The sequence below is a fragment of the Anaerotignum neopropionicum genome (assembly GCF_001571775.1).
GTDB classification, from domain to species: Bacteria; Bacillota; Clostridia; order Lachnospirales; family Anaerotignaceae; genus Chakrabartyella; species Chakrabartyella neopropionicum.
In genome coordinates this window covers 214,930-235,956 of the sequence record NZ_LRVM01000003.1, presented here as the reverse complement: position 1 = coordinate 235,956, position 21,027 = coordinate 214,930, and the positions used below count along the sequence as shown (strand labels likewise).

The window sequence follows — 21,027 nt, the reverse complement described above, 5'->3', positions numbered from 1 at the left end:
GATTTGAGGCAAGCCCTCAAGAAAGGAAGGAACTTAGGATGGATTTAGAGGCTTTGAGAAACAAAATGAATGGCATTGACGATGAGCTTGTGAAGCTGTTTGTAGACCGAATGAAAACAGCGGAAGAAATTGGTGAATCAAAAGCAGAAAATAATCTGCCTGTTATGGATAAAAAAAGAGAAGCTGCTGTGTTACAGCGTGTGATGGAATTGGCAGGGGAGGAATTTGAATTATATATTAATACCCTGTACCATACCTTGTTTGAGGTAAGCAGAAGCTATCAGGCTGGGTTATTGACCAAGGAAACAGCCCTTACCCAAGAAATTCTTGCAAATACCAGCGAACCTAAAACGGAATTTCCAAGAAAAGCCGTGGTTGCTTGCCAAGGTGTTGAGGGATCTTATGCGGAACGCGCTTGCACAAAGCTGTTTGCTATGCCTAATACTATGTTTTTCAACAATTTTGAAAGCGTATTCAATGCTGTGGAAATGGGACTTTGCCAATATGGCGTTTTGCCCATTGAAAACAGCTCTGCCGGTTCGGTAACGGAAGTATATGATTTAATGGTACGCCATAAATTCTATGTGGTTAAGAGCATAAAACTGCACATCAACCATGCCCTTGTTGGAAAAAAAGGAACAAAGCTCTCTGATGTGAAAGAAATCATTTCCCATGATCAAGCATTGCAGCAGTGCAGTGAATTTTTGAAATCCCTTCCAAATGTAAAGGTTACTGTTTTTGAAAATACCGCCATGGCGGCAAAATATGTTGCAGAATGTGATCGTTCGGACATTGCAGCTCTTTCCTCCCCTGAATGTGCAAAGCTGTATGGCTTAGATATAGTGCAAGAGGATGTTCAGAATAATCAAAATAACTATACCCGGTTCATTTGTATTGCAAAAAACATGGAAATTTATGCTGGAGCAAATAAAATCAGCTTAATGCTTTCTTTGGAGCACAGACCAGGTTCTCTGCATGAAATGATTGGTAAGGTTGCTTGCCATGGCTTGAATCTTTGCAAGTTGGAAAGCCGCCCCATTCCGGGAAAGGATTTTGAATTCCGTTTCTATTTCGACTTAGACGGTTCTGTATTCTCCCCTCATGTATTGACATTGCTTAAGGATATGGAACAATCTGCTGAAAAATTATCCTTCCTGGGATGCTACTCAGAAATGTAAGGAGAGATGGGCATGAAGATACTCGTGCTAAACGGGCCGAATTTAAATATGCTTGGAATTCGGGAAAAAAATATTTATGGCAATGATACCTACGAGGATTTGGTGAACTTGGTTCAAAAAATCGCTAAAGAAAACCATATTGAAGTTGAGGTTTATCAATCCAATCATGAGGGTGCATTGGTTGATCGCATTCAGCAGGCTTATTTTGACGGCACAGAGGGTATTGTGATAAATCCTGCGGCATATACCCATACCAGTGTGGCAATTTTGGATGCATTGAAGGCGGTAAGTCTTCCGGCTGTGGAGGTGCATCTTTCCGATGTGAGCCAAAGAGAGGATTTTCGTCAGATATCATATGCAGGCAAGGCTTGCGTTAAGACAATTATGGGTAAGGGCTTTTTGGGCTACCAAGAAGGGATGCTGTTTTTGCTGGAGATGGCGGATAGGAAAGGGGAATAAAGTATGATTTCAAAAAATATGAAGATTTTGGTGGAAAAAAGTGCCGGAATTAGCGCGTTATTTTCTGAGGGAAAGCGGATGCGTGAGGTTTTGGGCGAGGAAAATGTTTTTGATTTTGGGATAGGAAACCCCAATGTAAATGCGCCCCTTTCCGTTAACAAAACGGCCATTGAGCTTCTGGAAACCATGGATTCCTTAGCGTTACACAGCTATACTGACGGTACAGGCATTCCTAGTGTGCGTCAGGCCATCGCCGAAAGCGTAAACCGCCGTTTTCAAGAGGAATATACAGGAGAAAATATCGTTATGACCGCAGGGGCAGCAGGTGGGTTAAACGTGATTTTGAAGGTTTTGTTAGACCAAGGGGATGAGGTTTTGACATTTGCACCTTATTTTTCAGAATACGACGTATATGTTGCCAATGCGGGTGGTCGGCTGATTGCCATTGAGCCCAATGTTCCCTCCTTTTTGCCTGATGCAAAAAAATTGGAGGAGGCAATTACACCAAAAACAAAGGCGATTATTATTAACAACCCCAACAACCCTACGGGAGTGGTTTATGATGTGCAAACCCTGGGAAAAATTGCGGGGGTTTTGAAGGCAAAAGAAAAGGAACTTGGCACCTCCATTTATTTGATTTCCGATGAACCTTACAGAGAATTGGTTTTTGACGGCGCAACGGTGCCTTATATTCCAAAGCTTTATGGGAATACCATTGTTGCTTATTCATTTTCAAAATCCCTTTCGCTGCCTGGGGATAGAATTGGCTATTTAACCATTCCTTCAACGGTGCAGGATTTTCAAGAGGTGGTTTTCGGAGCAGGCGTTGCCAACCGTATCTTGGGTTTTGTCAATGCACCAGTTTTACAGCAATTGGTTGTTGCAAAATGCTGTGATGAGAAGTCAGACATTGCGTTTTACGATAAAAACAGGGAGATTTTATATAGTGCTTTATCCCAATATGGTTTTGAATGTGCAAAACCCCAAGGAGCATTCTACCTTTTTGTGAAATCCATGGAGGAGGATGAGTTTGCTTTTGTAAATAAAGCAAAGGAATTCGGTATTTTGATGACACCAGGCAGTGGTTTTGGCTGTAAGGGTTATGTGAGAATCGCCTATTGTGTAGCAAGAGATACCATTGAGCGGGCATTGCCATCCTTTGAAAAGCTGGCAAAGGCATATCAAAAATAGAATGTGTTTTTGAAACAAAAGGGTGAAAATTTAATTACTGATTCAAAAATGGAATGTTTTCTAATGAAGAATGTATGTTGATAAGTCTTTTTAATTTGACGTAAGCAGTTGGAAAATCAAGAGTTTCCCAATGGGAATCCCCAGGATGGGCTTTGTTTATCCGAGGGAAACAGAGTATTTGAAGACCTTTGGTCATAGGAACTTATCTATTTGTCCTATGTCAGCTTGAAAAAAGCAAGACCGAAAACTTTTATTAAAACCACATATTCATGGGGGTTTAGATGGGTCAATGGGCGAAATCCTTGTGGATGTTTGAGGGCAAAGCCCTCAAGGTTTTGACTTTGTCTATGTTCTGCAGCAGGTATTGCAAAAGCAATACCTGCTTTTTTATGCTTGTTTTTTTGTATGTGGAGTAAAGTGGAGGTTTAAAAATCCCATAAATTTTATTCAAAAATTAAGTTACCCTTCTTGTGGTGGGGAATGGGTGAGGCTTTTCTTGTCGAAAATTGATACAAAATTCAAAAAATTAGAAAAAAGTCTTGAAATAGCAAGGTTTTTTTATGAAAAAAACACAGATTTTTCTAAAAGAGCACTTGTCTTATTTCAATAAATATATTACAATGTGGTTAATAGTGGAGGAAAGTGGTTGAAAATGGTTTGTTAGTCACTGCTTCTCCTGATTTTGGTGAAGGGTGGTGACTGCAAAATGTTTCTTGGTGAATTTCAACATTCTATTGATTCCAAAGGGCGATTAATTGTTCCTGCGAAATTCAGAGAAGACTTAGGTGAAAATTTTGTGGTGACCAAAGGTTTGGACAACTGTCTGTTTGCCTATCCCAAAAGTGAATGGGCGATTTTTGAAGAAAAACTGAAACAGCTTCCTTTGACCAACAGCGGCGCAAGGAAATTTGTACGTTTTTTCTTTGCCGGTGCCATTGAATGTGACATAGATAATCAGGGTAGAATAAACTTGCCTGCAAACCTTAGAGAATATGCGGGATTGAGAAAAGATGTTGTTTCCATCGGCGTAAACAACAGGGTGGAAATTTGGAATAAGGATAGTTGGTCTGAATATAACAACGAAGAGAACTTCATTAGTAACGAATTGGCTTTTGAGATGGAGAATTTGGGAATATAAATGATTAATTTTAGGTTTTATCCTGTTTTTTCAAATGATTGAAACGGATGAAGCCAACGGATTCAAAATAAAAGAAAGGAAAGGCAGAAAAAAGCTTTTTATGCTGCCGAGGGTAACCATTTTGGAATTTCATCATGTTTCCGTACTTCTATGGGAGTGCATTGAAAATTTAAACATTAAAGCTGACGGGATATATATAGATGGTACAATGGGCGGCGGCGGACACTCTCTGGAAATTGCCAAAAACCTGACGACAGGCAGGCTGATTTGCATTGATCAGGATCAGAATGCCCATGAGGCGGCAAAGGAAAGATTGAAAGATCATCTGGATAAAATTACTTTTGTACATGATAATTTTGGAAATATTGACAGTATTTTGGACAGCCTGAAAATTAAAAAAATAGACGGGATGCTATTGGATATTGGTGTTTCCTCCCATCAATTAGATGAGGCGGAACGAGGATTCTCCTATCAGCAGGATGCACCGCTGGATATGCGAATGGATACCTCAAAGTCATTTTCCGCTTATGAGGTGGTAAACAAATATGACGAAGATGCACTTAACCGTATAATTTTTGGCTATGGTGAGGAAAGGTGGGCAAGAAGAATTGCTCAATTTATTATAAAAGAACGGCAGGACAAGCCAATAGAAACAACGGCTGAGCTGGTTGAAGTAATTAAAAAAGCGGTACCAAAAGGGGCAAGAAAGGACGGTCCCCATCCTGCAAAGCGAACCTTTCAAGCAATTCGCATTGAAGTAAACGGTGAGCTGGATGTATTGCAACGTGCGATTGACAATGTTGCCAACAGATTAAACCCTGGGGGCAGACTTTGCATTATTACCTTCCATTCCTTGGAAGACAGGATTGTAAAAGAGGCATTTCGAAAACAAGAAAATCCATGCATTTGCCCGCCCCAGTTCCCGGTTTGTGTTTGCGGCAGAAAGCAAACAGCCAGGGTAATTACAAGAAAGCCTATTATACCAAGTGAAGATGAATTGGCAGTAAATCCCCGCGCAAGAAGTGCAAAATTGCGTGTTTTAGAGGGGGTAGAAAAATAAACAAGAAAGGGGTATTCGGTTATGGCTGTAAAACGAAACAACACAATACAAAATTCGTATAGAGGTTCCTCCTATTATACTTATGGCAACGTTGCGTTCGATGTGCAGCCGGAGTATACTCCTTATTATATCGATGAAGAAGCGAAAAAAAAACGTATTGCAGAGGAAAAACTGCAAAAGGCGGAAATTAGAGAAAGCAGAGTTACCGCCTTAAAGCTAATTGCAATTATTGTAGTTCTTTTTGCCGGCAGCATTGCGTTTATGGGTATGCATGTAAAGGTTGCCCAGGAAAACTTTGCACTGAGAGAACAAAAAAGTCAACTGGCGGATTTACAGGCCAGCAATAACATATTAGAAGCGGAGCTAACGGAGCAAATTGACTTGGATTATATTAAAGAGCAGGCCGCAACCCGTTTGGGAATGGCTGAACCCCAACCGTATCAGATTGTTTACATAGATGTACCCAAGCAAAGCTATACCATTCAATATGCTGCGGACACAACTGACGAAGAAAAAAACACTGGATTTTTAAAATTTAAAAATTGGTTAAAAAAGGATTGATGCATATGAAAGAATCTACAACAAGAATAAAGGCTAATAATAAGTTTGCTTTTATTCTTTTTGTATTTATGTCAGTTTTTACAATTGTGTTGGGCAGAGTGATCTATCTGAAAGTTGTTCATGGTGAGGAATATGAAGCGGCTGCAAAAAATCAGCAGATAAACCGTTATGATGCGGTAGTTGCGGCAAACAGAGGTAGTATTCTTGATCGAAACCAACAGGTTTTGGCAATTTCTACGGCGGTCTACAACGTTGTTCTTGATCCTTTGGTTTTATCCCAAAACAAGGAGGATGCACAAGAAAAAACATTAACGACATTATGCCAATACTTTCCGGAGCTAGATTATACAACATTAAAGGAATATATTACAGTGAACCCTGCAACGGGAAAAATCAACCTTCCCAACCACTGGAAATATCTAGTTAAGGGGGTTGACCGCTCTTTAAAAGAAGAATTGGAAGCACTAAATTTAAAGGGAATTTACTTTGAGCAGACCAGTAAGCGTTCTTATCCGTTAAAAAATCTGGCTTGTCATTTGCTTGGTTTTATTCGTGGCGGAAGCCAGTGGGGGATTGAGGGGCAGTTTAATGATTATATGGTAGGAACCCCGGGGCGGTCCTTCATCCTTTATGATGGTGCTAACAATATTACCTATCAGGATTACCCGGCTCAAGACGGAGATACAGTGATTACAACAATTGATTATACCATTCAGCAATATGCGGATGATATTGTATCCCAAACCATGGAAGAGTGGCCCGCTGAGAATATTTCGGCAATGGTGGTGAATCCAAATACCGGGGAGATTTACGCTTTGGCGGAGTCAAATAACTTTGACTTGAATGACCCAAGTAAGCCGCCTCAGCTTGAAACCGAGTCTACTTTTCAGGCACAGTGGGAGTTGAAAAGCAGTGCTGAGCAATTGGAATATTTAAATAATATGTGGAAAAACTTTTCCATTAGCAGTACCTATGAGCCTGGATCTATCTACAAGCCTTTGGTTGCGGCGGCTGCGTTGGAGGAGGGCGTAATTACACCTGAAACAACCTTTTATTGCGGTGGATCCATTGATGTAAGTGGAACTGCAATTCGTTGTCATTTAAGAAGCGGACATGGAACGGTGAATGTGGAAGAAATTTTGGCGCAATCATGTAACGTGGGGATTATTCAAATTGCCCAAAGGCTTGGGGCAGAAAAAATATATCGTTATCAAAAGGAATTTGGCTTTGGGCAAAAAACTGGCATTGATTTGCCTGGAGAGGAGGATGCAGCAAATGTACTGCATTCCTTATCTACCATTGGACCTGTTGAATTGGCTACAATCTCATTTGGACAATCCTTTAACTGCACTACAATTCAGATTGTCACAGCATTTTCCGCTTTAATCAACGGTGGAAATATAATGAAACCTTATGTTGTTTCTCAAGTAATTGCGCCCAACGGGGATGTGGTGTATGACAAAAAGCCTGAAGTGGTGCGACAGGTTATTTCAAAAAAAACCTCTGATTATTTGCGCATTGCACTAAAGGCTACAGTGGAAAGAGGAACGGGCAAAAAAATTGATATTCCAGGCTATTCCATCGCATGTAAAACTGGTACAGCCGAGCAGGGTTCCAGAACAAGAGATGACCTATGGGCACTGACGCATATGGCTTATTTCCCGGCGGAAAATCCCCAGTATCTTGTAATGTCCGTAATTTATTTGCCGGAGGATTACGTGGATGGCGTGCAGAGCACAGCGCCCATGACAAAGTCCCTGATAGAAAAGATTATTAAATATAAAAACCTAGAGCCAACGGAAGGTACGGGGGAAGCGGCTGCACAGAAAAATCAGGGAACTGTGGTGATTCCCGATTATGTTGGAAGCTCAACCTATGATGTAGTGACCGATTTGGATGCCAAAGGCTTGACCTATAAGGTTGTGGGGACAGGCAATACCATTACGAACCAAGTGCCCAAAGCAGGGGCAACGGTTGAGGTGGGCAGTGAAATGATTTTGTATGTTGAAAAATCCTCCCAGGATACCGGGAAGGTTGTGGTGCCTAATGTGGTAGGCAAAACTTACAGTGACGCAACCTCAATATTGACAGCGGCCGGCTTTGAAGTGGTTTTCGAGGGCGATACCGACGGTGTTGTTTCATCCCAGGATCCTAAATATGGCGTATCCGTTGAAAAAGGCGGAGAGGTCAAAATAAAGCTTGTTCCTCAGACATAGGAAACAACACACAGTCAGTAACAAAGACCCAAAAAAGTGTGGCGTATACAATAATAAGGGATAGTTTCATATAAAATTTTAGGCGTGGTTTTATTTTTACGGTGCTTAGGGCTTGATAGGCTACGGTGTTTCCTGCCTAATTAAACGCATACACACCCTGTTTTTTCCATATATTTTTTATAAATGGAAAAGACAGGGGTGTTTTTATGGAGCGACCACCCATAGGTGTTAAGAAGAAGCTATTGGTTTTTCTGCTGGGTGCGATGTTTGGATTTTCCTTATTGCTTGGAAGAATTATCTATATTGAACTTTTCCGTGCGCAGCAATGGCAGGAGCTTGCATATGAACAGCAAACGAGAGACAGGCTGATTATGCCGAAAAGAGGAAGTATTTTGGACAGGAATGGCCAGGGAATTGCGTTGACGGAAACGGTAAACGCTGTTAGTGTTATTCCTATACAGGCAAAGGAAAAAGAAAAAACGGCGGCATATCTGGCGGAAAAGTTGAACTTAGATTATGAAACGGTTTTGGAAAAGGTGCGGGAAAATGTTGCCCTTGTACGAATTAAAACAAAGGTTGACAGTGAAGTGGCAGCGGAAATTCGCAAGGCGGAAATTCCCGGCGTTATGGTGGATGAGGATGTTCGGCGGGTGTATCCTTTTTCAGAAATGGCTGCACAGGTCATTGGCTTTGTGGGCAAGGATAATCAGGGCATTCTTGGCCTTGAAGCAAAATATGATGATGTTTTAGAGGGGAAGCAGGGAAAAATTTTAACCCTTACCGACTCCCGAGGAAATGAAGTGGACAGCCAACAGGATCGAATTCCGCCAGAGGATGGGAAAAACCTTATAACAACCATTGATGTGGTGATGCAGCAGTATGCGGAGCAAACCATTGCAAAGGCCGTGGAGTCAAAAAGTGCAGATCATGGGCTGATTATTGTGTTAAATCCTCAAAATGGGGAAATATATGCTATGGCAAATTATCCGTTTTTTGATTTAAACGATCCATTTACCATTAATGATGATGCTTTGGCGGAAATCTGGGATACCCTTTCGGAAAAGGAAAGAAACGATTACTTGAATACCATGTGGCGAAATACCGCTATCAATGACACCTATGAACCTGGCAGTACCTTTAAAATTGTCACCTCTGCCGCAGGGCTTGAAGAGGGCGTTGTTACACCCGAAAGCACATTTTATTGCAGAGGTTATTACATAGCAGGAGATAGAAAGATTAAATGCTGGCGCTATCCCCGCATTCACGGTGCAGAAACCTTCGTGGAGGGGGTGCAAAATTCTTGCAATCCTGTTTTTATGGAGGTTGCCGAGCGTCTGGGGGCAGAAAAATTTTTGAGTTATATGCAAAAATTCGGATTTGATCAAAAAACAGGAATTGACCTTGCTGGAGAAGCCGTGGGGATTATTCATAAGCTTGAAAACATTGGCCCTGTGGAATTGGCAACCATGAGCTTTGGGCAGTCTTTTCAGATCACCCCGCTGCAGCTTTTAAGGGCAGCCTCTACGATTGTAAATGGTGGGTATTTAGTTACACCTCATTTTGCAAAGGGGATTGCTGATGAAGAAGGAAATATGATTGAGGAATTTCAATATGATAAAGGTGAACAGGTGATATCAACCCAAACCTCAGAAACCATGAAAATGATTCTGGAAAGCGTTGTTTCCCAAGGCACAGGCAGTAAAGCATATATTCCTGGTTATCGCGTTGGTGGAAAGACTGCCACCTCGGAAAAACTGCCACGAAAAAATGGAAAATACATTGCTTCCTTTATGTCCTTTGCACCGGCGGAAAATCCCCAGGTATTGGCGCTTGTCTTGATTGATGAACCTCAAGGGGTTTATTATGGCGGTACCGTTGCAGGACCGGTGATGCAGGAGTTATTGAAAAATATTTTACCATATTTGGGAGTTGAACCGGTTTATACTGAAAAAGAGGCGGAAGAGGCAGCGAAGGAACAGGCCATTATGCCTGATGTAATCGGCATGACATTACAGGAAGCAAAAAATGCCATACAAAAAGAGGGGCTTACCGTTAGTGTTCGCGGCGAAGGCGAAGCTGTTCAAAGGCAATTGCCACCTAGTGGAGAAACGATTAACAAGGGAACAGAGGTTATCGTCTATTTGGAATAGGGATACAGAATAATTGGGAAAAAATGAGCCAATGCTATAAAAATATTTGGTAGAAAAACATAATTGTGGTATACTTTTTCCAGAATTAATTTGGAATATTATTGCTATACTTCTCTGTGGGTTAAAATGCTTTGATTGAGCTTGTAAAAGCCTTTTTCCCAGGGGGATAATGGAAAGGATAAATATATTTATATGGTTTGATGGCTTTCTGGAATATAAAGGATTGCAATCACGCTTCATAATGAGTAAAATGGTGAAGAGTTTTTTCATTTGTTTTGTTTTTGTGCTGGAGTGCTTTTGTAGCTACAAGCAGAAGGCGTTAAGCATTGCTAACCAAAGGAGGAAGCAGCCGTGGAATTAAATAAGCTGTTAAAAGGAGTTTCTTATAGTGTATTACAAGGAAATGCAAACATTGAAGTTAAAAAAATTGAGTATGATTCCAGAAAGGTAACTGCGGGAGATGTTTTTGTGTGCATCACCGGGTTTCAAAGGGATGGGCATACTTTTGCAGCGAAAGCGGTAAAAAGCGGTGCGGTCGCTTTGATTTGTGAATATGTTCCGGAGGGAATCGATAAAGAAGTTACAATTTTTCAAGTGGAAAACAGTCGAGAGGCTTTGGCTTTTATGGCAGTACAATATTTTAATCAACCTTCCCCCAAAATGCATGTGATCGGTGTTACAGGAACAAACGGCAAAACCACCACCACATATTTGATGAAGTCGATTTTAGACCATATGGAGAAAAAGGTTGGTGTGGTTGGTACCATTGAAAACCGTATTGGAGATCGAGTGCTTCATACGGAGCGAACCACTCCCGAATCCAAGGAATTACAGGAATTATTGGATACTATGGTGAAAGAGGACGTTAGCCATGTGGTAATGGAGGTTTCATCCCATTCCTTGGATTTACACAGGGTTGACGGCATTGAATATGAAATTGGAATTTTTACGAATTTAACGCAGGATCATTTGGATTATCATAAAACCATGGAAAATTATAAGGAAGCGAAGTCCAAATTATTTGAACGAGCCCAAAAAAGCGTTATTAATTTGGACGATGCCGCTGGTAGCTTTATGAGAGAAAGAGCGAAAGGGCAGGTGCTGACCTTTGCTGTTGAAAACGATGCTGATTTGCGGGCGAGGAATATTGAGATTTCCGCCGAGGGAACGGAATTTTCTTTGACTTGGGAAGAAAAGGAATACCATGTGCACTTAAGCACCCCAGGAAGGTTCAGCGTTTACAACGCTTTGGGCGCAATTGGTGCATGCTTGTTACTGGGAATTTCCATGACAGATATTCTTGTGGGTTTAAAAGAAAACCAGGGGGTAGCAGGACGATTCCAAGCGGTACGCAGTAAGAAAGGCTATCAAGGGGTGGTGGATTATGCCCACACCCCCGATGGCTTGGATAATATTTTAAAGACTGCCCGCGAATTTGCGAAGGGACGAATCATTACCATTTTTGGCTGTGGTGGCGACAGAGATAAAACAAAGCGACCCATTATGGGAGAAATCGCCGGCAATGGCTCCGACTATTGCATCATTACATCGGATAATCCAAGAACGGAGGATCCTTTGACCATTTTAAACGAAGTCGAGGCCGGGATGAAAAAAACCCAGTGTCCATACGAAAAAATTGCAGATAGGAGAGCGGCCATTTTGCAAGGTACAAAAATGGCAAAGACCGGTGATGTTATCATTATCGCAGGCAAGGGACACGAAAATTATCAGATATTCAAGGATTGTACCATTCACTTTGACGATATGGAAGAGATACGAAAGGCTTTTGGTGAGGATTGCATATGAAAAAAATGACGATTCGAGAAATCATGCAAGCAACAAATGCACAGGTGATTGCTGTTGATGGGCTGAATGAGGTTTTGGATAAAACCGTAGCCCATATCACGCAGGATTCCAGAGAGGTTACAAAGGAAAGTCTGTTTTTTGCGGTTCAAGGGGAGCGTATGGACGGGCATCAGTTTATTGAGGAATGTTATGAAAAGGGTGTTGCCGTCTGCTTATCTTCTAAGGTGATTGCACCAAAAAAAGGCAGTGCCTTGCTTTTGGTTCCCGATGTGAAAAAGGCTTTGTTAAAGCTGGCTGCCCATTACAGAAACAAATTTGACATTCCTTTTATCGGTATCACTGGCAGTGTTGGCAAAACAACAACCAAGGATATGGTTGCTTCGGTTTTAGCACAAAAATATGATGTTCTTTGGACACAGGGCAATTACAACAACGACATCGGTGTGCCTTTGACCTTATTCCGTTTGGAGGAGCATCATGAAATTGCTGTCATTGAAATGGGAATGAACCATTTTGGAGAAATTCATGCCTTAGCGGAGGTGGTTCGCCCCCATTTAGGGCTGATTTCCAATGTTGGGGTTGCTCATATTGAATATTTGGGCAGCAGAGAAGGTATCATGAAGGCGAAATGCGAAATGTTTGATTTCATGCCTGAAAAGGGTGTTGCGGTTTTGAATGCCGACAACGATATGCTGATTACCTTAGAAGGAAAGCTTACGCAAAAACTGCGCTGGTTTGGGGTGGAAAACAAAAAGGATGTGTATGCTGATAAACTTGAAATTCTGGGCATGGAAAAAACAAAATGTGCTATTCATACACCGGCAGGCTCCTTTGATGCGATTGTGCCTATGCCGGGGGAGCATATGATTTTGAATGCCCTTTCCGCAGTGGCAGTGGGACTTGAGATGGGTCTTAGCCTTGAAGAAATAAAGATGGGAATTGAAAGCTTTGTACCTACAAAAAATAGAATGAACGTAATGAAGCTGGAAAACAAGATGACGGTTTTAAACGATGTTTATAACGCAAATCCGGTATCCATGAAGGCTTCTTTGGATATTCTTGCAAATGCTGATGGTCGTAAGGTTGCAATATTAGGCTTTATGGGTGAGCTTGGAGAATATGCACTTGAAATGCATGAGGAAGTAGGCGCTTATGCTGCAGAAAAAGGAATTGATCTCCTTTTTTGCATCGGCAAATTTAGCGAGCAAATGGAGCAAGGGGCAAGAGATGGCGGATTAAAGGAAATTCATCGTTATGATAGCCAAGAGGATTTTTGGAACCAAGGTTTAACGCTGCTGAAAAAGGGCGATGCTATTTTAGTAAAGGCGTCTCGAAGTATGGCATTGGAAAAAACCGTAGAAAAAATACAGGGAGTGAACTGAAGTGGGGTCTTTGGAACAGGCAGTATACGCAATTATCATATCGTTTGTAGTGGGGGTTATCCTTTGTCCCGTTATGATTCCTATGCTGCATAGATTGAAATTTGGACAAAACGTAAGAGATGACGGTCCCCAGAGCCATTTGCAAAAACAAGGAACGCCCACGATGGGTGGCATTGCGTTTTTGATTGCTTTTGCCGTTGCAGCATCTTTTTTTATGAAAGACAATCTTGATGGTACGGTAATTCTTTTGGTAACAGTTTGCTACGGTATTATTGGTTTTTTAGATGATTATATTAAGGTGGTAAAAAAACGCTCTCTTGGTCTTCGGGCGGCGCAAAAGCTGTTGCTTCAGTTAATTGTGACCGGGATCTTTTGCTGGTATATTTATAAAAGCGGTATTGGAACCCAGGTTTATATCCCTTTTGGGAATGGGGCGAGGATAGATTTGGGAATTCTTTTTATACCGTTTTTATTTGTTACTGTTTTGGGTACGGTAAATGGGGTAAATTTAACCGATGGATTGGATGGCTTGGCAGGTGGCGTGACGCTGATTGTGGCGGCCTTTTTTGCCGTAGTAGCTTGGGCGGCAGGCAGCACTGTTTCCCCTATGTGTGGCGCTATTGTTGGTGGTTTATTAGCATTTTTGATTTTTAATTCCTATCCCGCTAGGGTTTTTATGGGGGATACCGGCTCCCTTGCTTTGGGAGGTTTTATCGCATCTACGGCTTTTATTTTAAAGATGCCGATTTTTATTCTAATTGTGGGCTTCATTTATCTTTTGGAATCTGTCAGCACCATGCTTCAGGTGGGTTATTTTAAACTGACAAAGCGCAAATATGGTGCCGGAAAGAGATTATTTAAGATGGCGCCTTTTCACCATCATTTGGAGCAAAGCGGATGGAGAGAAACGAAGGTTGTTACGCTGTTTTATGTGGCTACGGCCATGCTTTGCTTGATTGGTTTTTTGGCCTGCAAAAATATTTTTTAGGTGAGATAGGAAAAGGGAAGGGTTTTCTTATAATATAATTCTTTGTAGGTTATATAAATCTCATAAGCACTCAACGTTAAAAGTGGCGAGGACTTGTGGTAACCCATAGAAAATAAGGATTGCAATGTTTGCTCAGAGTAATCTTTCAATAATTTTTCTTTATTATTTTATTAGGGGTTTTGATGTTTTGTGCTTTAAAACGCCCGGAAAGAGGGAATCTAAGTTGGAATATAAGGATAAAAGGGTTTTGGTTTGCGGTATGGCCAAAAGCGGCGTTTCCGCTGCCAAGCTTTTAAATACGATTGGGGCAAAGGTTACGCTGCAGGATATGAAAAAACGTGAGGAGATAAAAGAAGCTCAGTTTTTTGAGAATGAGGGTATTTCTTTATTTTTAGGGGCAAACCCCGATGAAATTGTTTTGGCACAGGATTTGATTGTACTAAGCCCTGGAATTCCCTGTGACCTTTCCTTTATTTTAAAGGCGGAGACAGCGGGTATCCCTGTAATTAGCGAGGTTGAATTGGCATACACCCTAACACCGTGTCCTGTTACAGCAATTACGGGTACAAATGGGAAAACTACCACAACTACCCTTGTGGGACAGATTATGCAGGCGGTGAAGCCGAATACAGCGGTAGTGGGCAATATTGGTGTTTCTTATAGTGGCCAGGTTACTCGGCTGACCAAGGACGATTGGGTTGTGGCTGAGATCAGCAGCTTTCAGATGGAAAAGGCAAAAAGCTTTTGTCCCCATATCAGTGCGGTTTTAAATATTTCCCCTGATCATTTAAACCGACATAAAACCATGGGAAATTATATTGCCATGAAGGAACGTGTTTTTAAAAATCAAGACGAAAAAGATTTTTGTATCCTAAATTACAGCGATGAGGTTTGCCACAAAATGGCGGACAAAACAAAGGCGAGGGTATTCTTTTTTTGCAGCAAGGAGGCCTTGTCCCAAGGAATTTATTTAGACGGTGATATGATTCATTTGCGCTGGGACGGAATCGATGAGGATTTGATTTCTGTACATGAGCTGCAAGTTTTGGGTATGCATAATTACGAAAATGTCATGGCGGCGGTGGCGATGGCAATTGCAGCAGAGGTTCCCTTGGATACCATACGGGAGGTTTTAAGAAAATTTAGTGGAGTTGAGCATAGAATTGAGTATGTAGCAACGGTTGATGGCGTAGATTATTATAATGACTCTAAAGGTACCAATACGGATGCTTCTATTCGTGCAGTGCTTGCCATGAAAAAGCCCATAGTATTAATTGGTGGGGGCTATGACAAGGGGGTATCCTTTGACGATTGGACGAAGCTTTTTCAAGGCAGAGTAAAACATCTTGTTTTGATTGGTGTTACAGCGCAGCAGATTAGGGAGTCTGCTGAAAAATTTGGTTTTACGAATATTTCGATTTGCCATACCTTTGTGGAGGCTGTGAATCTTTGCAAAGAAAAAGCTGCGGAGGGGGATTGCGTTTTGCTTTCGCCTGCCTGTGCTAGCTGGGGGATGTTTGACAATTATGAACAGCGCGGGGATATGTTCAAAGAGCAGGTAAGAGGGTTTAAAAGATAAAAAAGACAAGACCTTAGGGACGCTGTCCCTAACACCTTGCAAGGGCGGTGCCCTTGACCCGATACGGAAAACTGCGTTTTCCTAAGAGGAAAGGGGGAAAATAGTGTTTTTTTATCCCCTTCAAAAACAAAGTTTTTGAGAAAAAGAGTCAAGGGATGAAATCCTTTGCAGAGTTTGAGACAGAGTCTCAAGGTCTTAAGACCTTAGGGACGCTGTCCCTAACACCTTGCAAGGGCGGTGCCCTTGACCCGATATGGAAAGCTATGCTTTCCTAAGGAGAGGGAGAAACTAATATTATTTATATCTCCTTCAAAAACGAAGTTTTTGAAACAAAGAGTCAAGGGATGAAATCCCTTGCAGAGTTTGAGACAGAGTCTCAAGGTCTAAAGACCTAAGGGACGCCGCCCCTAACACCTTGCAAGGGCGATGCCCTTGACCCGATATGGAAAACTGGGTTTTCCTAAGCGGGAAGGGTGAAAAGCAATATTATTTATATCCCCTTCACAAACAAAGTTTTTGAAAAAAGGGTCAAGGGATGAAATCCCTTGTGGGGATTGGGGCAAAGCCCCAAGGTCTAAAGACCTTAACTTGAAATTGAAAGGGAAGGAGTGAGGAAATGGGCAGAGTTAAAAGCCAAGCAAAGGCAATCGCTGGAAAAAGGAAACGAATTAAGCCCGATTCCTTTGACTTTACGGTTTTGTTTGTGGTACTAACGCTAATGTTATTTGGCATTGTAATGATTTTTAGCGCCAGCTATTATACAACCATGACCAGTGAAAAATATAAATTTGATATGTTCTATTTTCTGAAACGCCAGAGTGCTTGGGTGGTCTTAGGCACTGTAGCTATGATTTTCACTATGAATGTACCTTATATTGTTTGGCGGCGGCTATCTCTAGTAGCATATTGGCTTTCGAATTTTTTCTTAATCCTTTTACCCTTTATCGGCATTGAGGCCGGTGGCCAGAAACGCTGGATTGGTGTAGGTATGCTGCAGTTTCAGCCTTCGGAGTTCACAAAGCTCGCCTTGGTTCTTTATTTATCCCATTATATCGTAAACCATAGGATGGAGTTGGCAAAGCTGAAAGGGTTTTTAAGGGCTCTTGTGGTTTTATTAATACCTGTTGCCCTCATTTCCATTTCAAACTTCTCTTCTGCACTTTTGATTTTACTGATGGGACTAACAATGCTGTTCATTGGCAGCCCAAGAATTTGGTATTTTGTTGTGGCAGCGGCGGGTGTCATTCCTTTGGGCGCGATTGCAGTAATTTTCTTCCCGTATCGCTTAAGTCGAATTAGAATTTGGCTTGACCCTTGGTCTGACCCGACGGATAAAGGCTTTCAGACCATTCAGGGACTTTACGCTGTTGCCTCCGGGGGCATTTTCGGCCTTGGTCTTGGGCAAAGCCGACAGAAAACCTTTGTCCCAGAATCTCACAACGATATTATTTTCGCCATTATTTGTGAGGAGCTTGGCATTATTGGTGCAGCGTTGATCATTATACTGTTTGCAGTTTTAATTTGGCGCGGAATCAAAATTGCTATGAATGCAAAGGATACATATGGTACACTGATGGCCACGGGAATTACTTCGGTAATTGCATTTCAGGCAATCATTAATATTGGGGTTGTTACAAACACCATTCCAAATACAGGCCAGCCCCTGCCATTTGTTAGCTATGGCGGTACTTCACTTTTGTTTTTAACAATTATGATTGGTTTGCTTTTGAATATTTCAAGGTATCAAAAAGAATAAAATGAAACGGCACAGCTTTGCCATCAAAATTGGCCTGTGCTGTTTTTTATGCTATTTTTTATTTTTCTTTTTCGGTTTTTGGGTGATTTGTTAAAAAGACTCTTGACAAATTTAGTTGAATTGACTAAAATCTTGAAATATAGAGATTGCGAAAGACCGTGAAAAAGAGGAGTATGTATCGGATAATTGGCAGAGAGAAAGGGTCATCGGCTGCAAGCCCTTTACAAGATAGGATACAGAAGGTAGCTTTTGAGTTGTTTTGCCGAAGGGTTTTCCTGCGTAGGTAAAAACGGGTGACTCCGTTATTGGTTATTGAGTGTCTGTCCTTTTTGGGCAGAAATAAAGGTGGTACCGCGAGTTTTCGTCCTTTTTGGGATGAAAGCTTTTTTTTGTCCGCAAAATGCTTTTTAAGCCGGACATAAAAATAAAAAGGCAGGATTGTGGATATAAATATGCTACATTATTTATGACGTTAACATGGAGCAAATGGCAATCTTTATAAAGGGTGGAAGTGCCTGCCCAATGTTCATTGGGAAAAAAGACAAAGAAGTATTTTTTGAAAATTTTACGTTTTTAAACGGACGGGAAATGAGGTCTTTGCAAAGTCAGAAGCCGTAAGGCTTTGATTTTTATTTGAGATTTGTATTTAGGCCGATTGGTACTTCACAAAAAATTGAAATTTTCTGTTATGAAAGATTGATACAGTTGAAACATTTTTTAAAATTAGGGAGGAGAAAGTTTATGAAGGAATTGGCTAAGAATTATGATCCGTCGATCGTAGAGGAAAGACTCTATGAAAAATGGATGGAAAAAAAATATTTTCACACAGAGGTTGATAAAAGCAAAAAACCTTTTTGTATCGTTATGCCCCCCCCGAATATTACAGGCCAGCTGCATATGGGCCACGCCTTGGATAACACCATGCAGGATATTCTTATTCGTTGGAAAAGAATGGCGGGATTTAATGCTTTGTGGGTTCCAGGTATTGACCATGCAAGCATCTCTACAGAATTAAAGGTAGTTCAAAAAATGGCTTCCGAGGGCTTAACAAAGGACGATGTTGGCCGTGAGGGTTTCTTGGATCGTGCTTGGGCGTGGAAAGAAGAATACGGCGGTATTATCTTGAATCAGCTGCGTAAATTGGGCTGTTCCTGTGATTGGGATAGAGTTCGTTTTACCATGGATGAGGGCTGTTCTGACGCCGTTTTGGAAACTTTTTGCCGCTTATACGAAAAAGGCTATATTTATCGCGGAGAAAAGATTATTAACTGGTGCCCTGAATGTCAGACGACTATTTCCGATGCAGAGGTAAACCATATCGATACGGCAGGACATTTCTATCATATTGATTACCCCATTGTAGGCTCTGATGAAAAGCTGCGTTTGGCAACAACAAGACCAGAAACCATGCTGGGGGATACTGCGGTTGCTGTTCATCCTAAGGATGAAAGATATCAGCATTTAATCGGGAAGAATTGTATTCTGCCTTTGCTAAACAAAGAAATCCCTATTATTGCTGATGAATATGTTGACCGTGAATTTGGTACAGGCGTTGTTAAAATTACACCTGCCCATGACCCTAACGACTTTGAAGTTGGCTTGCGCCATGATCTGCCTTGCATCGGCGTTATGAACGATGATGGCACTATGAACGAATTGGCAGGGGAATATGCCGGTATGGATCGCTATGAATGCAGAAAAGCAATCGTAGAGAGATTGAAGGCAGAGGGCTATTTAATTCGAATAGAAGATATTACCCATGCCGTTGGCTGCCATGAGCGCTGTAATGTTGCCATAGAACCTATGATTAAAATGCAGTGGTTTGTTAAGATGGACGAAATGGCAAAGCCTGCTATGGAGGTTTATGAAAACCAGAAGGTACGCTTTGTGCCGGATCGCTTTGGCAAGGTTTATATGCATTGGCTGGAAAATATCCGTGACTGGTGTATTTCCCGTCAGCTTTGGTGGGGACACCGTATTCCTGCATATTATTGTGCAGACTGCGGTCATATTACTGTAAGCAAGCACACCCCTGAAAAGTGTGAAAAATGTGGCTCAACAAACATCAGGCAGGATGAGGATACATTGGACACATGGTTCAGCTCTGCATTATGGCCTTTCTCTACCTTGGGCTGGCCAGAAAACACGGAGGAATTGCAGCATTTTTATCCTACAAGCACATTGGTAACGGGCTATGATATTATTTTCTTCTGGGTTATCAGAATGGTATTCAGCGGTTTAGAGCAGATTGGGGAAATTCCGTTCCATGATGTATTGATTCATGGCTTGATTCGTGACGAACAGGGACGTAAGTTCTCAAAATCCCTGGGCAACGGTATTGATCCTTTAGAGGTTATTGCAAATTATGGTTCAGATCCTCTACGTTTGATGCTGATTACTGGCAATGCACCCGGGAATGACATGCGTTTTTATTGGGAAAGATTGGATAATTGCAGAAACTTCTGTAACAAAATTTGGAATGCTACCCGTTTCGTGATGATGAACATGGACGAAAAGCAAGAAACAAAGCTGTTGATGCCCACATCTGCAGATAAGTGGATTCTATCAAAGGTAAACACCTTGGCAAAAGAAGTGGCAGACAACATGGAGCATTACGAATTGGCCTTGGCTGCACAAAAGGTTTATGATTTCCTTTGGGATGAATTCTGCGATTGGTATATTGAAATGGTGAAGCCTCGTTTGTATAACAAAGAGGATAAAACAAGAGAAGTGGCTCTTTGGACGCTGAAAACCGTATTAATCAATGCATTAAAGCTATTGCATCCATTCATGCCTTTTATTACAGAAGAGTTGTTTATGCACATTCAGGATGCTGAGGAAAGCATTATGATTTCCCAGTGGCCTGTATTTAAGGAAGAATGGAACTACAAAGAGAATGAAACTGAAATTGATACAATCAAAGAAGCTGTGCGTAATATCCGTAATATTCGCGCAGAAATGAATGTTCCTCCTTCTAAGAAGGTTCAAGTGTATGTAGTATCTGAAAAAGAAGATATTTGCAAAATTTTTGAGCATTCAAAAGTATTCTTTAAAACCTTGGCGTATGCTAGCGAGGTTATGGTTCAAAGGAACCGTGAGGGCATTGGCGAGGATGCGGTTTCTATTGTAATTTCAGAGGCAACCATCTATATGCCTTTGGCTGAGCTGGTTGATATTTCCAAGGAAATAGAGCGTTTGGAAAAAGAGCGTGAAAAGATGCTCAAGGAAATTGAGCGCGTGGAAAAGAAACTGGCAAACCAAGGCTTTGTTGCAAAAGCACCCCAGTCTTTGATTGATGAGGAAAAGGCGAAAGGGGAAAAGTATAAAGCTGTTTTGGCGCAAGTGGAGGAACATTTATCACAGATGAAAAAATAAGCGGTTTTTGTGAACGAAGGGACTGCAAAAATCTATTGAAAATCCTTTAAGTACTGACGGGGATTTGAAGGCTGAAGGTTTTCTTTATGCATTTTTTAGAGACTGGGTTCTATATGATTCAATAGAGCCCAGTCCGTTTTTTTGCTTAATTTCTCAATAAGCGCAAAAAAACCATAGAAAAGCCCCGA

Annotated in this window: 14 protein-coding genes and 1 other annotated feature; all 14 genes read left to right on the top strand. The window is 41.4% G+C overall.

Annotation, left to right across the window (positions count from 1 at the left end; genetic code table 11):
- The first annotated feature begins 38 nt into the window (after positions 1-38).
- The 14 genes from CLNEO_RS06725 (at position 39) to CLNEO_RS06655 (ending at position 20,839) form a co-directional block, all read left to right on the top strand.
- Positions 39-1,178 (top strand): bifunctional chorismate mutase/prephenate dehydratase, encoded by a 1,140-nt coding sequence (locus CLNEO_RS06725; protein WP_066086303.1) that lies wholly within the window; start codon positions 39-41, stop codon positions 1,176-1,178.
- Positions 1,179-1,190: 12 nt separating this feature from the next.
- Positions 1,191-1,637, top strand: a complete 447-nt coding sequence (gene aroQ / locus CLNEO_RS06720; protein WP_066086299.1) for a type II 3-dehydroquinate dehydratase — start codon at positions 1,191-1,193, stop codon at positions 1,635-1,637.
- 3 nt (positions 1,638-1,640) lie between these two features.
- Positions 1,641-2,828: a pyridoxal phosphate-dependent aminotransferase gene (locus CLNEO_RS06715; protein WP_066086296.1), complete on the top strand. Its 1,188-nt coding sequence runs from the start codon at positions 1,641-1,643 to the stop codon at positions 2,826-2,828.
- Positions 2,829-3,534: 706 nt separating this feature from the next.
- Positions 3,535-3,966, top strand: a complete 432-nt coding sequence (gene mraZ / locus CLNEO_RS06710; RefSeq protein ID WP_066086293.1) for a division/cell wall cluster transcriptional repressor MraZ — start codon at positions 3,535-3,537, stop codon at positions 3,964-3,966.
- 121 nt (positions 3,967-4,087) lie between these two features.
- Positions 4,088-5,026, top strand: coding sequence for a 16S rRNA (cytosine(1402)-N(4))-methyltransferase RsmH (rsmH, locus tag CLNEO_RS06705; RefSeq protein ID WP_066086651.1), 939 nt, complete (start codon positions 4,088-4,090; stop codon positions 5,024-5,026).
- A 21-nt stretch (positions 5,027-5,047) separates the two neighbouring features.
- Positions 5,048-5,587 carry an FtsB family cell division protein gene (locus CLNEO_RS06700; RefSeq protein WP_066086288.1) on the top strand — a complete coding sequence of 180 codons (540 nt, stop codon included), beginning with the start codon at positions 5,048-5,050 and terminating at the stop codon, positions 5,585-5,587.
- 5 nt (positions 5,588-5,592) lie between these two features.
- Positions 5,593-7,803 carry a penicillin-binding transpeptidase domain-containing protein gene (locus CLNEO_RS06695; RefSeq protein WP_066086287.1) on the top strand — a complete coding sequence of 737 codons (2,211 nt, stop codon included), beginning with the start codon at positions 5,593-5,595 and terminating at the stop codon, positions 7,801-7,803.
- Positions 7,804-8,009: 206 nt separating this feature from the next.
- On the top strand, positions 8,010-9,953 hold the full coding sequence (locus CLNEO_RS06690) for a penicillin-binding transpeptidase domain-containing protein (RefSeq protein WP_066086284.1): 1,944 nt from the start codon (positions 8,010-8,012) through the stop codon (positions 9,951-9,953).
- Between the two features lie 351 nt (positions 9,954-10,304).
- Positions 10,305-11,759 (top strand): UDP-N-acetylmuramoyl-L-alanyl-D-glutamate--2,6-diaminopimelate ligase, encoded by a 1,455-nt coding sequence (locus CLNEO_RS06680; RefSeq protein ID WP_066086280.1) that lies wholly within the window; start codon positions 10,305-10,307, stop codon positions 11,757-11,759.
- A complete protein-coding gene (locus CLNEO_RS06675) occupies positions 11,756-13,141 on the top strand; it encodes a UDP-N-acetylmuramoyl-tripeptide--D-alanyl-D-alanine ligase (protein WP_066086278.1) in 1,386 nt (461 codons plus the stop codon). Before CLNEO_RS06680 ends, CLNEO_RS06675 begins: the two co-directional genes overlap by 4 nt.
- A gap of 1 nt (position 13,142) precedes the next feature.
- Complete coding sequence (mraY, locus tag CLNEO_RS06670; protein ID WP_330382572.1) at positions 13,143-14,129, top strand: phospho-N-acetylmuramoyl-pentapeptide-transferase; 987 nt, start codon at positions 13,143-13,145, stop codon at positions 14,127-14,129.
- Between the two features lie 223 nt (positions 14,130-14,352).
- Entirely contained in the window at positions 14,353-15,708 is a 1,356-nt protein-coding gene (gene murD / locus CLNEO_RS06665) for a UDP-N-acetylmuramoyl-L-alanine--D-glutamate ligase (protein ID WP_066086275.1), read from the top strand.
- Positions 15,709-16,324: 616 nt separating this feature from the next.
- The gene (gene ftsW, locus CLNEO_RS06660; RefSeq protein WP_083531888.1) at positions 16,325-17,464 is read left to right on the top strand and encodes a putative lipid II flippase FtsW; all 1,140 of its coding nucleotides are present in this window, start codon (positions 16,325-16,327) and stop codon (positions 17,462-17,464) included.
- Positions 17,465-17,613: 149 nt separating this feature from the next.
- Positions 17,614-17,836: a binding site (T-box leader), on the top strand.
- 369 nt (positions 17,837-18,205) lie between these two features.
- The gene (locus CLNEO_RS06655) at positions 18,206-20,839 is read left to right on the top strand and encodes a valine--tRNA ligase (RefSeq protein ID WP_066086272.1); all 2,634 of its coding nucleotides are present in this window, start codon (positions 18,206-18,208) and stop codon (positions 20,837-20,839) included.
- Positions 20,840-21,027 lie beyond the last annotated feature (188 nt).